This window comes from Rhodobaculum claviforme, from assembly GCF_016653255.1.
GTDB classification, from domain to species: Bacteria; Pseudomonadota; Alphaproteobacteria; order Rhodobacterales; family Rhodobacteraceae; genus Rhodobaculum; species Rhodobaculum claviforme.
Window position 1 is genome coordinate 1 of the sequence record NZ_NHSD01000130.1, and the last position, 14,805, is coordinate 14,805.

13 protein-coding genes are annotated in these 14,805 nt (G+C 73.4%); 12 read left to right on the top strand and 1 reads right to left on the bottom strand.

Annotated features, from left to right (window positions below; genetic code table 11):
- The 4 genes from CCR87_RS03755 to kdsA form a co-directional block, all read left to right on the top strand.
- A partial coding sequence (locus CCR87_RS03755) for an MATE family efflux transporter (protein ID WP_242511838.1) occupies window positions 1-425 on the top strand: 425 nt, incomplete at its 5' end.
- A 286-nt stretch (window positions 426-711) separates the two neighbouring features.
- Complete coding sequence (locus CCR87_RS03760; protein WP_420850144.1) at window positions 712-1,725, top strand: KpsF/GutQ family sugar-phosphate isomerase; 1,014 nt, start codon at window positions 712-714, stop codon at window positions 1,723-1,725.
- Complete coding sequence (locus CCR87_RS03765; RefSeq protein ID WP_201156238.1) at window positions 1,722-2,498, top strand: 3-deoxy-manno-octulosonate cytidylyltransferase; 777 nt, start codon at window positions 1,722-1,724, stop codon at window positions 2,496-2,498. Before CCR87_RS03760 ends, CCR87_RS03765 begins: the two co-directional genes overlap by 4 nt.
- A complete protein-coding gene (gene kdsA, locus CCR87_RS03770; protein ID WP_201156239.1) occupies window positions 2,495-3,316 on the top strand; it encodes a 3-deoxy-8-phosphooctulonate synthase in 822 nt (273 codons plus the stop codon). The genes CCR87_RS03765 and kdsA overlap by 4 nt, the downstream gene beginning before the upstream one ends.
- Window positions 3,317-3,410: 94 nt before the next feature.
- Here kdsA and ggt read toward each other — a convergent pair whose 3' ends face one another.
- Window positions 3,411-5,132 carry a gamma-glutamyltransferase gene (gene ggt / locus CCR87_RS03775; protein ID WP_201156240.1) on the bottom strand — a complete coding sequence of 574 codons (1,722 nt, stop codon included), beginning with the start codon at window positions 5,130-5,132 and terminating at the stop codon, window positions 3,411-3,413.
- Window positions 5,133-5,370: 238 nt separating this feature from the next.
- On the opposite strand from ggt, the gene CCR87_RS03780 reads away from it, so the two are divergent.
- From CCR87_RS03780 to CCR87_RS03815, 8 genes are all read left to right on the top strand, one after another.
- Complete coding sequence (locus tag CCR87_RS03780) at window positions 5,371-6,663, top strand: amidohydrolase family protein (protein WP_201156241.1); 1,293 nt, start codon at window positions 5,371-5,373, stop codon at window positions 6,661-6,663.
- 34 nt (window positions 6,664-6,697) lie between these two features.
- Window positions 6,698-7,681 carry a BMP family protein gene (locus tag CCR87_RS03785; protein WP_201156242.1) on the top strand — a complete coding sequence of 328 codons (984 nt, stop codon included), beginning with the start codon at window positions 6,698-6,700 and terminating at the stop codon, window positions 7,679-7,681.
- An 8-nt stretch (window positions 7,682-7,689) separates the two neighbouring features.
- On the top strand, window positions 7,690-9,033 hold the full coding sequence (locus CCR87_RS03790; RefSeq protein WP_201156243.1) for an amidase: 1,344 nt from the start codon (window positions 7,690-7,692) through the stop codon (window positions 9,031-9,033).
- The gene (locus CCR87_RS03795) at window positions 9,030-10,556 is read left to right on the top strand and encodes an ABC transporter ATP-binding protein (RefSeq protein WP_201156244.1); all 1,527 of its coding nucleotides are present in this window, start codon (window positions 9,030-9,032) and stop codon (window positions 10,554-10,556) included. Before CCR87_RS03790 ends, CCR87_RS03795 begins: the two co-directional genes overlap by 4 nt.
- Window positions 10,546-11,598 carry an ABC transporter permease gene (locus tag CCR87_RS03800; protein ID WP_201156245.1) on the top strand — a complete coding sequence of 351 codons (1,053 nt, stop codon included), beginning with the start codon at window positions 10,546-10,548 and terminating at the stop codon, window positions 11,596-11,598. The genes CCR87_RS03795 and CCR87_RS03800 overlap by 11 nt, the downstream gene beginning before the upstream one ends.
- Entirely contained in the window at window positions 11,595-12,536 is a 942-nt protein-coding gene (locus tag CCR87_RS03805; RefSeq protein ID WP_201156246.1) for an ABC transporter permease, read from the top strand. The genes CCR87_RS03800 and CCR87_RS03805 overlap by 4 nt, the downstream gene beginning before the upstream one ends.
- Window positions 12,537-12,644: 108 nt before the next feature.
- Window positions 12,645-13,814 (top strand): efflux RND transporter periplasmic adaptor subunit, encoded by a 1,170-nt coding sequence (locus CCR87_RS03810; protein WP_201156247.1) that lies wholly within the window; start codon window positions 12,645-12,647, stop codon window positions 13,812-13,814.
- A partial coding sequence (locus CCR87_RS03815) for an ABC transporter permease (RefSeq protein WP_201156248.1) occupies window positions 13,814-14,805 on the top strand: 992 nt, incomplete at its 3' end. The genes CCR87_RS03810 and CCR87_RS03815, both read left to right, overlap by 1 nt.

Genomic DNA, 14,805 nt, shown 5'->3' on the forward strand with positions numbered 1-14,805 from the left:
GTCCGGGGCTGCGGCGCGGGGCGGCGGTGGTGATGGCGCTGTCGCTGGGCTTTGCGCTGGCGACGGTGGGGCTGTTCCTGACGGTGCCCGACGCGCTGGTGGGCGTCTTTCTTGGCCCGGACGAGCCGCAGCGCGCCGCGGTGATCGCGGTCGGCGCGGGGCTGCTGGCGGTGGCCGCGCTGTTCCAGCTGTTCGACGCCGCGCAGGTCGTGGTGCTGGGCCTGTTGCGCGGCATCCAGGACACGCGGGTGCCGATGATCCTGGCGGGGGTGAGCTACTGGCTGGTGGGGGTCCCCCTCAGCTGGGTGCTGGCGTTCCCGCTGGGGCTTGGACCGGCGGGAATCTGGCTGGGCATGGCGCTGGGGCTGGCGGTCGCCGGGATCACGATGTCGGCCCGGTTCCTGCGGCGCTGCCACCGCATCTGAGGCGCCCCCGACGCGCGACCCTGGACGTGCCCCCGCCCCGGCCGCCGCGACTATGGCTTTGTCGCGCCCCCGATCGCCTGCTATGACGAAACCGTCGCGGCGGGCAGCCCGATCCGCCCCCGGCCAACCGGCGGCGCGGCCCCGATCGTCCGGCGTTCCGGGCGTGGCGGCGGCGGGGAGGGCGGCGCAGTGGCCGCGCGGGGCGCATGTTTCGGGCCTTGACCATCCGGCCCCGCCGACCGATCCGCGGCGGGGATATCGTGCGAAGTTCAGGAGGGGGCCAGAGGTGCCACAGGGTTTGACGCAGGCAGAGGGTCCGGTGCCCGACCTCGACAGCGTTCGGGTGGGACAGGGGGTGCTGCGCGCCGAGGTGCAGGGGCTCTCGCTGATCGATGCGGCGCTGTCGGAGGGGCTGGCGGCGCCGTTTGCGCGCGCATTCGCGCGCGCGGTCGACGCGATCCGGACCGCACGCGGGCGTCTGATCGTGTCCGGCATGGGCAAGTCGGGGCATGTCGGGCGCAAGATCGCCGCCACCTTTGCCTCCACCGGAACGCCGGCGCAGTTCGTCCACCCGGCCGAGGCGAGCCACGGCGATCTGGGCATGATCACCTCGGCCGACATCTGCCTGCTGCTGTCCGCCTCGGGCGAGACGAAGGAACTGGCGGACGTCATCGCCCATGCGCGGCGCCACGCCATCGCGCTGATCGGCATCAGCCGGGTCGCCGACAGCACCCTGATGCGGCAGTCCGACCCGGGCCTGCTGCTGCCCGACGCGCCCGAGGCCTGTGCGATCGGACTGGCGCCGACGACATCCACCACCATGATGATGGCGCTGGGCGACGCGCTGGCGGTGGCGGTGATGCAGGCGCGCGGGTTCTCGCGCGAAGGTTTCGCGGCGTTCCATCCCGGCGGCACACTGGGCGCGCAGCTCGCGCCGGTGCGCGCGCTGATGCACGACGGCGACGCGCTGCCGGTGGTGACCCCCGACACCCCCATGGGCGAGGCGCTGATCGAGATGTCGCGCAAGGGCTTCGGCGTGGTGGCGGTGGTCGCGGGCGACCGGCTGGCGGGGGTGGTCACCGATGGCGACCTGCGGCGGAACCTCGACGGGTTGATGGCACGCACGGCCGGCGCCGTGGCCACGCCCAACCCGCAAACCATCGGCCCCGACGCGCTGGCGTCCGAGGCGCTGGGGATCATGACCGCGCGGCGCATCACCTCGTTGATGGTGGTGGACGGCGGCGGCACGCTGCTGGGGCTGATTCATCTGCATGATTGCCTGCGGGCGGGGGTGGCGTGATGGCGGTGATCGTGATTCCGGCGCGGTATGCCTCGACCCGGTTTCCGGGCAAGCCGCTGACGGCGCTGCGCGGGGCGACCGGGGATGCGCGCGCGCTGATCCGGCGGGCGTGGGATGCGGCGATGGCGGTGCCGGGCGTCGATGGCGTCTGGGTCGCCACCGACGACGACCGCATCGCCAGCGCCGCGCACGGCTTTGGCGCGCAGGTGGTGATGACCCCCGAGAGCTGCCGCAACGGCACCGAGCGGGTGGCCGCGGCGGTGGCCACGCTGGGCCTGTCGGACCGGGTGGTGGTCAACCTGCAAGGCGACGCGCCGCTGACGCCGCCGTGGTTCGTCACCGCGCTGATCGACGCGATGCGCGCGCCCGACGGCCCGGCGGTCGCGACCCCGGTGCTGCGCTGCACCCCCGATGCGCTGGCGATGCTGCGCGAGGATCGCCGCAACGGCCGCGTCGGCGGCACCACGGCCGTTCTGGGCGCGCAGGGTCGGGCGCTGTATTTCTCCAAGGAGGTGCTGCCCTTCGGCGACGGGCCGGTGTTCCACCACGTCGGCGTCTATGCCTACACGCCGCAGGCGCTGGCCACCTATGGCGCGCTGCCGCCCGGTGCGCTGGAGGCGCGCGAGGGTCTGGAGCAGCTGCGCTTCCTCGAGCACGGCCACCCCGTCGCCTGCGTCGAGGTCGCCGACCGCGGCCGCGCCTTCTGGGAGGTCAACACCCCCGAAGACGTGGCCCGCGTTGAATCCGTCCTGCAAGCGGAGGGCATCGCATGATCCCCGTCGACATCGGCACGCTGCGCATCGCCAACGATGCCCCCCTGACCCTGATCGCCGGCCCCTGCCAGATCGAAAGCGCCGACCACGCCCGCCGCATGGCCGAAACGCTGGTGGGGGTGTGCGCGGACCTCGGCCTCGGGCTGGTGTTCAAGGCGAGCTATGACAAGGCCAACCGGTCCTCGCTGAAGGGGGCACGGGGCGTGGGGCTGGACGCGGGCCTGCGGGTGCTGTCGGACATCCGGGCCGAGTTCGGCTGCCCGGTGCTGACGGACGTGCACGACGCCGCCCAGTGCGCGGCGGTGGCCGAGGCGGTGGACATCCTCCAGATCCCCGCCTTCCTGTGCCGCCAGACCGACCTGTTGCTGGCCGCGGGCGCCACGGGCCGGGTGGTGAACGTCAAGAAGGGGCAGTTCCTGGCGCCCTGGGACATGGCCAACGTGGCCGACAAGGTCGCGTCCACCGGCAACCGGCGCATCCTGCTGACGGAACGCGGCGCGTCCTTCGGCTACAACATGCTCGTCAGCGACATGCGCGCGCTGCCGGTGATGGCGGCGACGGGCTATCCGGTGGTGTTCGACGCCACCCATTCGGTGCAGTTGCCGGGGGGCTTGGGCACCGCCTCGGGCGGGCAGCGGGAGTTCGTGGCACCGCTGGCGCGCGCGGCCGTCGCGGTCGGGGTCGCCGCGGTGTTTGTGGAATGCCACGACGACCCTGACAACGCCGCCTCGGACGGACCCAACATGCTGCCGATCGCCACGATGCGCCCGTTCCTTGCGCGGCTGATGGCGCTCGACCGGCTGACCAAGGCCGCCTGAGCGCCAGCATCCGCGCCGGCATCGGCGCTGGCGGGGGGCGGTGTCGGGGGCCATGGCGTGGCCGGGCGCGGCGCCGCGCGCTGGGCCGGGGGCCTCAATCGCCCATCGCGCGCCCCTCGCGGCGGGGATCGGCGCCCCCCAGCAGGCCATCGTCGGTGATGCGGATGATGTGCAGCCCCGAATTCAGGTCGCGCACCGTGACCTCGTGGCCGCGCGCGGCCAGCGCCTCGGCGCGGGCCTCGGCGTCCGGTGTGGCCTCGATGCTGACGGGGCCGTTGAAGGTGACCGCGTGGGCCAGCGCCGTCGCCGCCTGCGGGTCGAGGTCCCAGTCCAGCATCGCGATGATCGCCTGTGCGGTGTAGTGGATGATCGCCGCGCCACCGGGGCTGCCAAGCAGGATCACCGGGGCGCCGTCGCGCAGCACGATGGTCGGCGACATCGACGAGCGCGGGCGCTTGCCGCCCTCCACCCGGTTGGCGACGGGGCGGCCGTCGGCCATCGGCGCGCGGGCAAAGTCGGTCAGCTCGTTGTTCAGAAGGAAGCCCCCGGTCATCAGCCGACTGCCGAAGCCCTGCTCGATGGTCGTGGTGGCCGACACCATGTTGCCGTCGCCATCGACGATGACGAAATGGGTGGTGCCGCCGTGCTCGGGGTCGGTGTGGGGGGCCCGGGCGCGCGCCTCCTCCCAGGGCGGGGTGCCGGGTGCGGCCACCCCCATCGAGGTCGCCGGGTCGATCAGCGCGGCGCGGTCGGCCAGGTAGGCGCGGTCCAGAAGCCCCTCGGGCATGTCCACGAAATCGGCGTCGGCCATGTAAAGCGCGCGGTCGGCGAACGCCAGGCGCGCGGCCTCGAGGAACAGATGCGTAGACTGCGGGCCGGGGCCCAGCGCGCGCAGGTCGACCCCCTCCAGCATCCCGAGGATCTGGCCCACGGTCAGCGCCCCCGACGACGGCGGCCCCATCCCGCAGACCCGGTGGCCGCGATAGTCCATGCAGACCGGGTCACGCGCGATCACCCGGTAGCTCTCCATGTCCTGCATGCTCAGCATACCGGGGTTTTCCGCGCCGCGCACCGTGGCCAGGATGTCGCGGGCGATGGCGCCGGAATGGAACGGCGCCGCGCCCTCGGCCGCCAGGGTGCGCAACGAGGCCGCGAGCGCCCGGTTGCGCATGACGGCGCCTTCGGCCAGCGGTGCGCCGTCGGCATCGAAGAACAGTTCGCGCGCGGGGGCGAAGCGGTCCAGCGCGCGGGCGTTGGCGATCGCGCCTGCGAGCCGCGCGCTGACGGGAAAGCCCGCTTCGGCGCTGGCGATGGCGGCGGCGAACAGATCGCCCCACGGCAGGCGGCCGTGGCGCGCGTGGATCGTCTCCAGCAGCAGCGGCGTGCCCGGCACCCCGACCGAGCGACCGCCCACCACCGCATCCCAGAACGCGACCGGCGCCCCTTCGGCGTCCAGCCAGTACTCCGGGCCGGCCGCCAGCGGCGCCCGCTCGCGCGCGTCATAGGTGGTCAACTCCGCGCTCGCCGCATCCCAATGGAGCAGGAACCCGCCCCCGCCGAGGCCCGAGCTCTGTGGCTCCACCAGTGTCAGCATCGCCTGCACCGCCACCGCCGCATCGGCGGCCGATCCCCCGGCGGCCAGCACGTCATACCCGGCCCGGGACGCCAGCGGATGGGCGGCGACAACCATGAAGTCGCGCGCCTGAACGGCTGCGCGGGGGGCGACGGCGATCGTACCCTCGGGAAAGTCCTGCGTGGCCTGGCCCAGTGCGGGGGCCGCGGCGATCACGAACGCGGCCGCCAACGAATGTCGCATGATGCTGTCCTCCTCGCTCGGGCTGCAACCTAGCAGCGAGTGACGCCGCGGTCGACGCCGGATCGCCGCCGCGGCCGGATCGCGCGGGCGGCGGGTTGCGGCTGCCCTGCGCCTGCCCTGCGCCTGCGTTGCGGGCATGGCGGCGGGCGTGCCGCCGGTTTCCGCAGCGTCGGCGCGGTTTCGCGATTGCGGGCCGTCGGCACTGGGCCTAGCTTGCAGGGAAACCACGGGTGAGCCCATGATCGACCTTTTGTTGCGAAATTGCAGGCTTCCGGACCGTTCGGAGCCGTGCGACATCGCCGTGCGCGACGGCCGCATCGCCGGGATCGAGCCTGCCATCGAGGCGCAGGCCGGTCGGGTGATCGACGCCGCCGGCCATCTGGTGGCGCCGCCCTTTGTCGATCCACATTTTCACATGGATGCGACGCTCAGCCTCGGGATGCCGCGGCTGAACCGCTCGGGCACGCTGCTGGAGGGGATCGCGCTGTGGGGCGAGCTGAAACCGCTCCTGACCGCGGATGCGGTGATGGAGCGGGCGCTGCGCTACTGCGATCTGGCGGTGGCGCAGGGGATCGGCGCGATCCGGTCCCATGTGGATGTCTGCGACGACCGGCTGACGGCGGTGGAGGCGCTGCTGGAGGTGCGCGCGCGCGTGGCACCGTGGATCGACCTGCAGCTGGTGGCGTTTCCGCAGGACGGGCTCTTCCGCGACCCGACGGCCGAGGCGAACCTGATCCGCGCGCTGGACATGGGCGTGGACGTCGTGGGCGGCATCCCGCATTTCGAGCGCACGATGGAGGCCGGCGCCGCCTCGGTCCGCCGGCTGTGCGAGATCGCGGCCGAGCGCGGCCTGCGCCTCGATCTGCACTGCGACGAAAGCGACGACCCGATGTCGCGCCATATCGAGACGCTGGCGGCCGAGACGACGCGGCTGGGACTGGGCGATCGCGTGGTGGCCAGCCACACCACCGCGATGCATTCCTACGACAACTATTACGCCTCCAAGCTGATCCCGCTGATCGCGGAATCGGGGCTGTCGGTGGTGCCCAACCCACTGATCAACATCACGCTCCAGGGCCGGGCCGACACCTATCCCCGGCGCCGGGGCCTGACGCGGGTGGCGGAGCTGCGCGCGGCCGGGGTGAACGTCGCCTTCGGGCAGGATTGCACGATGGACCCGTGGTATCCGCTGGGCTCGGGCGACATGCTCGATGTGGCGCACATGGCGGTGCATGCCGTGCCGATGACCGCGCGCGAGGCGATGGCCTGGGCGTTCGACTCCGTGACGCTGAACGGTGCGCGGGCCATGGGCCTGCCGGACCCGCGCCTGCGGGTGGGGGGACCTGCCAGCATGGTGGTGTTGCAGGCCCGCGACCCGATCGAGGCGGTGCGCCTGCGCGCCACCCGTCTGGCGGTGATCCGCCACGGCCGCGTGCTGGCCGAGACCCCGCCCCGCATCGCCCGGCTGTCGATGGAGGGGCGCCCCGCCACCGTCGATCCCGCCGCCTATGCCCCGCCCGCGGGGGACTGATCCCGCCCGTCCCATCCCACGAAAGGACTGACCCATGCGCATTTCCCCCACCCGACGCACCCTTCTGGTCGGCGCGGCCGCGACGCTGGCGCTGCCGGCCTATCTCCGCCGCGCCCAGGCGCAAGGTCCGGTGCGCGTCGCCGCCGTGCACGCCAGCCCGGTGGAGAACGCCTGGAACAGCCGCATCCACCTGGCGATGCGCGCGGCGGCTGATGCGGGCCTGATCACCTATGACTTCTCCGAAGGCGTCTCGGCCACCGACTATCCCCGCGCCATGCGCCAGTTCGCCGACGCGGGCGCGCAGCTCGTCTGGGGTGAGGCCTACGCCGTGGAGCGCGAGGCCCGCGAGGTCGCCGAGGACTACCCCGAGACCGCGTTCCTCATGGGCTCCTCCGGCGGGCCGCAGGGCGACAACTTCGGCGTCTTCGGCACCCGCAACCACGAGGCGGCGTATCTGGCCGGCATGCTGGCGGGCGCGATGTCGGAAACCGGCGTCTTCGGCTCGGTCGGCGGCTATCCCATCCCCGAGGTCAACCTGCTGATCAACGCCTACCGCTTTGGCGTGCTGGAGACGAAGCCGGACGCGCGGTTCCTCAACGGCTTCATCGGCGCCTGGTTCGACCCGGCCCGCGCCAAGGAGGCCGCCATCGCGCAGATCGACTCGGGCGCCGACGTGCTGTTCGGTGAACGCATCGGCACCGCCGACGGCGCCGAGGAGCGCGGCGTCAAGGCCATCGGCAGCCTGATCGACTATACCGAGCGGTATCCGGGGACGGTCTTTGCCAACGCGATCTGGCATTACGACCCGACCATCGCGGCCATCGTGGCCGACATCACCGCGGGCAACCCGGTGGGGCGCGACTACACCGAATACTCGTTCATGCGCCACGGCGGCAATGCGGTGATCTTCTCCGAGGACGACGTCCCCGCCGAGGCCGCAGCCGCCATGCACGCCCGCCGCGCCGAGATCGAGGCCGGCGACTTCGAGGTCCCCATCGACGAAAGCGAGCCCGCCTGAGCCGTCCGATGACCCATGACGCCACCGCCCTGGCCGCCGACATCGCGGCCGGGCGCACCACCGCCCGTGCCGTGATGGCCGCCACCCTGGCGGCGGTGGCCGCGCGCGCCGATCTGGGGGCGGTCGCGCGGATGCTGCCCGACGCGGTGGCGCTGGCGGCCGCCGACAGTTCGGCCCCCGGCCCGTTCGCGGGCGTGCCCATGCTTGCCAAGGACCTGGGCTGCGCCGCGCGGGGTCTGGCACCGGCGGCGGGCTCGGACGCGCTGCGATCGCTTCTGCCGGACCCGGAGGCGGATTCGCCACTGTTCGCGCGGCTGCGCGCGGGCGGGCTGATCCCGGTGGGGCTGTCCACGGTGCCCGAGTTCGGCTTTGCCCTGACCTCCGAGGCGCGCGGGGGCCCGGTCGCGCGCAATCCCTTTGATGCCACCCGCAGCCCCGGCGGATCGTCCGGCGGGGCGGCGGCGGCGGTGGCGGCGGGGCTGGTGGCGATCGCGCATGCCACCGATGCGGGGGGCTCGATCCGGGTGCCGGCGGCGGCCTGCGGGCTGTGGGGGCTCAAGCCCTCGCGCGGGGCGGTGCCGATGGGTCCGGGGTTCGACAACCTGTTGATGGGCCTCGCCTCCGAGCTGGTGCTGGCGCGCAGCCTGCGCGATGTGGCCACCGCCTGTGCGTTGGTGGCCGAGGGCGCGGCGCAACCCCTGCCCGATCGCCCGCGCGTCGCCCTGATGATGCCGGAGCGGTGCGGTCCGGCCCAGCACGCGGCGGTGGCCGAGGTCGGCCGGCTGCTGGCGGATGCGGGCTGCACCGTGACCCACGCGCCCGCGCCCGATGATCTGGGCGCGCGCGCGCACCGCGTGGCGGGGGATGTCCTGGCCGCGGCGATGGCCGAGGGGGTGACGGCCCTCGGGCTGGCGGACAGCGCGATGTCGCCGATCGCGGCCGCGGCCGTCGCGCGGGGGCGCGCGCTGCCGGGCACCGCGATCCTTGCCGCGCACCGCGAGATGGCGCGCATCGCACATGACGCCACCGCGCTGCTGGCAGGGGCCGATGTGCTGGTGATGCCGGTTCTCGCCGGTCCGCCGCCGCCGGTGGGGCATTTCGATGCCACCGCCACCGACGTCGATGCCCACCTCGCCCGGATGGAGGCGGTTGCGCCCAACGCGGCGCTGGCCAATGTGACGGGCTGGCCCGCGCTGGTGCTGCCCGCCGGGATGCACGCGGGCCTGCCGGTGGGGGTGCAGATGCTGGCCGCGCGCGGCACCGACCGCGCGCTGTTGCGGCTGGCCGCGCGCATCGCGCCCCGGCTGCCCGCGATCCCGTACCCCGCCGCCATCGCGGGCGCCGCCCCATGACCGAGGTTCTGGCGCTGCGCAACATCACCCGTCGCTTCGGCCCCCTGCTGGCCAACGACGACATCACCCTGACACTGGAACAGGGCGAGATCCTGGCGCTTCTGGGCGAGAACGGCGCGGGCAAGACCACGCTGATGAACATCCTGTTCGGCCACTACGCCGCCGATTCCGGCACGGTGGAGGTGTTCGGCCAACCCCTGCCGCCCGGCCGCCCGCGCGCCGCCATCGACGCGGGCGTCGGCATGGTGCACCAGCACTTCACGCTGGCGGGCAACCTGAGCGTTCTCGACAACGTCATGCTGGGCACCGAGCCGTTGTGGCGCCCCGCCAGCCATCGCCGTGCCGGGCGCGCGCGGCTGCTGGCGCTGGCGGACCGCTTCGGCCTGCCGGTGGACCCCGACGCGCGGGTGGGCCGCCTCTCGGTCGGCGAACGGCAACGGGTGGAGATCCTCAAGGCGCTTTACCGCGATGCCCGCATCCTGATCCTGGACGAGCCCACGGCCGTCCTTGCCCGCCCCGAGGCGCAGAAACTGTTCGAAACGCTGCGCGGGATGACCGAGGCGGGGCTGTCGCTGATCTTCATCAGCCACAAGCTGACCGAGGTGATGGCGGCGTCAGACCGGGTGGCGGTGCTGCGCGCGGGCCGGCTGGTGGCCGAGCGGCGCACCGCCGACACCTCGGCCGGGGAGCTGGCGGAGCTGATGGTGGGCCGCCGCGTCACCCGGCCCCGGCGCGCGCCGCAGACCCCCGGCGCGCCGGTTCTGGTGGCCGAGGGCGTGCGGCTGGAGCAGGACGGCCAGACCCGCCTGCACGACCTGTCGCTGGAGGTCCGCGCGGGCGAGATCCTGGCCATCGTCGGCGTGTCGGGCAACGGGCAGTCCGCGCTGGGCGCGCTGCTGACGGGGCAGACGGCGCCCGCGGCCGGGCGGCTGGTGCTGGGCGGGCGCGACATGACCGGCGCGCGCGTGCGCGACTTCACCGCCGCCGGGATGGGCCGCATCCCCGAGGACCGCCACGCCGAGGGCGTCGTGGGCGACCTGCCCGTATGGGAAAACGCGGTGCTGGAGCGGCTGCGCCAGACCCGGTTCTCGCGCTTCGGCTTCGTGCGGCGGGCGGCGGCGCGGGCCCATGCGCGCGACCTGATCGCCCGTTTCGACATCCGCGGTGCGACGCCCGAGACGCCGACCCGACAGCTTTCCGGGGGCAACATGCAGAAGCTGATCCTGGGCAGGACCCTGGCTTCCGGGCCGCGCTTCATCCTGGCCAACCAGCCCACGCGGGGCCTCGACGAAGGGGCCATCGCCGCCGTGCACGCCGACCTGCTGGCCGCGCGCGCGCGCGGCGCCGCGATCCTGCTGATCACCGAGGAGCTGGAGGAGGCCGTCGCGCTCGCCGACCGGCTGCGCGCCATCGTCGGCGGTCGGCTGTCGCGCGAACTGGGCGCCGAGGACGCCGACCCCCGCACGCTGGGCCTGATGATGGCCGGGGTCTGGGACACAAGGGGGGCGCCCGATGCGGCTTGAACGGCGCGCCCATGTGCCGCTGGTGCTGGTCGCCACAGCCCCGCTGGCGGCCATTGCGGTGGCCTTGATGCTGGCGGCGGGGCTGATCGCCGCCGCCGGGGTCAACCCGCTGACGGCCTATGCCGAGATGGCGCGTGCCGCCTTCGGCTCGCGCGGGGGGATCACCGAGCTTCTGACCCGCGCGACGCCGCTGATGCTGACGGGGCTGGCGGCGGCGGTCGCCTTCCGCGCGCGGCTGTGGAACATCGGGGCCGAGGGGCAGTTCTTCCTCGGTGCGCTGACGGTGGCGTGGGCGGGGCATTTCCTGTTGCCCGGCGTGCTGGGTGGCCCCATGGGCATGGCCGCGCTGATGGTGATGGGCATGGTGGCCGGCGCGGCGCTGCTGGCCGGTCCCGCCTATCTGCGGATGCGCTTCGGCGTCGACGAGGTCGTGACCACGCTGCTGCTGAACTTCGTGGCGATCCTGTTCGTCGGGCTGATGATCGAGGGACCGTTGCGCGACCCGCTGGCCTTCGGCTGGCCCCAATCCGTGCCGATCGATCCCGACTACCGCCTGCCGCGCCTGGTGGAGCGCACGCGCCTGCATGCGGGCCTGCTGGTGGCCATCGCGGCGGCGGCGGTGGTGTGGCTGGTGCTGTCGCGGACCGTTTTCGGGACCGAGGCGCGCGCGCTGGGCCACAATGCCACCGCCGCCGGGTTCGCGGGCGTGCGGTTGACGCGCACCATCCTGGGCGTGGCGTGCCTGTCGGGGGGGCTGGCGGGGCTGGCGGGCGCGATCGAGGTGATGGGGGTCACCCGCGCCGTCACCACCACCATGTCGCCGGGCTTCGGCTATGCCGGGATCGTGGTGGCGATGCTGGCCGCATTGCATCCGGCCGGTGTCGTGGCCGCCGCGATCTTCGTGGCCGCCGTGTTCGTGGGCGCCGACGGCATGAGCCGCGCGACCGGCGTGCCCTCCTTCATCGCCGACGTGATCGTGGCGCTGTCGCTGCTGACGATGCTGGTCGCGCTTGTCTTCACCAGCCACAGGATCCGCCGATGACCGAGGCGCTGGAGCTTCTGACGACCGCGAGCCTGTGGGCCTCGGTGCTGCGCATCGCGACGCCGCTGATCTTTGGCGTGCTGGGCGCGCTGATCTGCGAACGCGCGGGCGTGCTGAACCTCGGGATCGAGGGGATCATGACCATGGGCGCCATGGTGGGCTGGCTGACGGTGTATCTGGGCGCCGATCTGTGGACGGGGCTGGCGATGGCCGCCGTGGCGGGCGCGGCGCTGGGGCTGTTGCATGCGCTGCTGACGGTGCCGCTGGGGCTGTCGCAGCATGTCTCGGGGCTGGGGATCACGCTGTTCGGCTCGGCGCTGGCATATTACCTCTATCGCCTGATCGTGGAGGTGGGCCAGCTTCCGCCCACCATCGCGCGGTTCCCCCGCCTGCATATCCCCGTGCTGTCGGACCTGCCGTTCATCGGCCCGGTGCTGTTCCAGCAGGCCGCGCCGACGTATCTGGCGCTGGCGGCGGTGGTGGGGCTGGCGTGGGTGCTGGCGCGCACGCCGCTGGGCCTGGCGCTGCGCATGACCGGCGAGAACCCCCACGCGGTGGAGGCGCAGGGCCTCAACCCCATCGCGCTGCGCATCGGCGCGGTCATGGCAGGCTCGGCGCTGATGGCGCTGGGGGGCGCGTTCCTGACGACGGTGGCGTTCAACTCGTTCTTTCCCGAGATGGTGCAGGGGCGGGGCTGGATCTGCATCGCGCTGGTGGTGTTCGCGTCATGGCGACCGGGCAAGGCGCTGCTGGGGGCGCTGCTGTTCGCGTTCTTCGATGCCTACCAGTTGCGGTTGCAGACCGTGATCGACGGGGTGCCGTATCAGCTGTTCCTGATGGCGCCGTACCTTCTGTCGATCCTCGCGCTGGTTCTGGTCGCCCGCCGCGCCGAGGTCCCCGCCGCCCTGATGGCGCCCTGGCGCCGGGGCGAGCGCTGAGGCCACGCCGGCCACGGCCATGTTCGGGCACCACCGCCGATTGGGGGTGGTTTTCGGGCGCCCGCACCGGCAAGGGTGGCGGAGGGGTGGACCCGGAGTGGTGGCGGGATGAGTGGGACGAAGAGACCCGAACCGGAGACCGCGCACGCCCCCACCCGCGCCCGGACGCCGGACACGGCAGCGCTGCCGGCCGTGCGCCCGCAGCCGGTCCGCGGCGACCGGGGGCCACGCCGGCTGTGGTGGTGGCTGGGGGCCGGGGGGATCGGCGCGCTGATCGCGGCGCTGGCCGTTGTGCAACCTTGGGCACCGACGGTGCTGCCGGTCATGGTCGAACGGGTCGCGATGGCCCCCGTGACCCGTGTGCTTGCGGTCAACGGACGCATCGCGGCGCTGCACTCGGTCGATGTGCGGCCCCTCGTGGGCGGCGTGCTGACCCGGGTGGAGGTCGCGGAGGGCGCCGATGCCGCCAGCGGCGACATCCTCGCCCGCATCGACACCGCCGCACAGGACGCCGTGCTGCGCCAGGCGCTGGCGGGCCTCGATGCCGCGCTGGTGGCACAGGACCAGGCCGAGGCGACCTTTGCCCGCGCGCTCGCGCTGGGGGGGAACGTCAGCGCGGCGGGGCTGGAGGCGGACCGCCGCGCGGTGCAGTCCGCCCGGCAGGAGGTCGCCCGCATGACCGCCCTGCTGGAGCAGGCCCAGGTGCAACTGGCCCGCCACACCCTGCGCGCCCCCCTCACCGGCACCATCGTCGCGCTGGACGCCGAGCCGGGACAGACCGTGGACACCGCGACCGTGCTGATGACGCTGGCCGACCTTACCGACCTCGTCGTCGAAACGGATGTCGACGAGGCGCGCGCCAGCCAGATCGCCGTCGGCCAGCCCGCCGCGCTGCGCCTCGCGGGTGAGGGGGAGACGCGCGCGGGCCATGTGCGCACCGTCGCCGGGCGGGTCGACACCGCCACCGGGGGGCTGGCGGTCCGGATCGGCTTCGATGCGCCCGTCAGCGCGCCCATCGGGCTGACGGTGACGGCCAACATCGTGGTGGATCGTCGTGATGCCGCCCTGACGGTGCCGCGCGGCGCGGTGGTGACGGACGGCGCCGACGCGGCGGTGTTCGTGGCGCGTGACGGCATGGCCCGACGGCAGCCCGTCACGGTGATCGACTGGCCCGCCGCACGGCTGATCGTCACCGACGGCCTCGCGCCCGGGGACGCGGTGATCGTGGATGCCGCCGACCTGCGCGACGGGCAGCCGGTCCGCACGGCGCAACCCTGATGCCCTATGCCCTCAAGATCGCGCTGCGCTACCTGACCGCCAGCAAGGCGCAGACCGCGCTGCTGGTCTCGGGGGTGGCGGTGGGGGTGTTCATCTTCATCTTCATGTCGGCGCTGATCGGCGGCCTGGCCGAGTTCATCCTGTCGCGCACCGTGGGCGACATCAGCCACGTCACCATCGAGGCCGAGACCCCCGACCCCGCCATCCTGATCCGTGCCGACGGCCATGTCCTGGCGGCGGTGGAGCCGGGCGGGCTGCGCACCGCAACCCTGCGCGACGCCGCGACCTGGACACCGCTGATCGAGGCCGTCCCCGGCGTGCGCGCGGTGTCGCCGCAGATCACCGGCGCGGGCTTCGTCGCCCGCGGCACACAGGTCGCACAGGTCAGCGTGACCGGGCTGGAGCCGGGCCGCGAATCCGCCATCCTGGACCTGGAGGGCTACATCGTCGCGGGGTCGGGGCGGCTGGGCGCGGGGGTGGTGGTGCTGGGCCGGCGGCTGGCCGAGGACCTCGACCTGTCGGTGGGTCAGGTGCTGCGGCTGCAATCGTCGAACGGGGTCAGCGCGGTGCTGACGCTGGGCGGGATCTTCCAGACCGGCACGGGGGTGCTGGACCGGGCCAGCGCCTTTGTCAGCCTGCCCACCGCGCGCACGCTGTTCGCGCTGCCGCAGGGGATCACCCGGATCGAGATCAAGCTCGACGACCTCAACGCCGCCGATGCGACGGCCGTGCGCATCCGCGCGCTGACGGGCCTCGATGCCGTGCCCTGGACCGACGGCGCCGAGCAGCTGATGGAGGCGCTGAACGCGCAGGCCCAGACCGGGTATTTCCTGAAAAGCTTTGCGCTCATCACCATCGTGATCGGGGTCGCCTCGGCGCTGCTCTTGTCGACCTATCGCCGCCGGCCCGAGATCGGGATCATGCGCGCGATGGGCGCCGGGCGGGGGTTCGTCGTGGTCGTGTTCGTCACCCAGGGCGCGCTGGTGGGGCT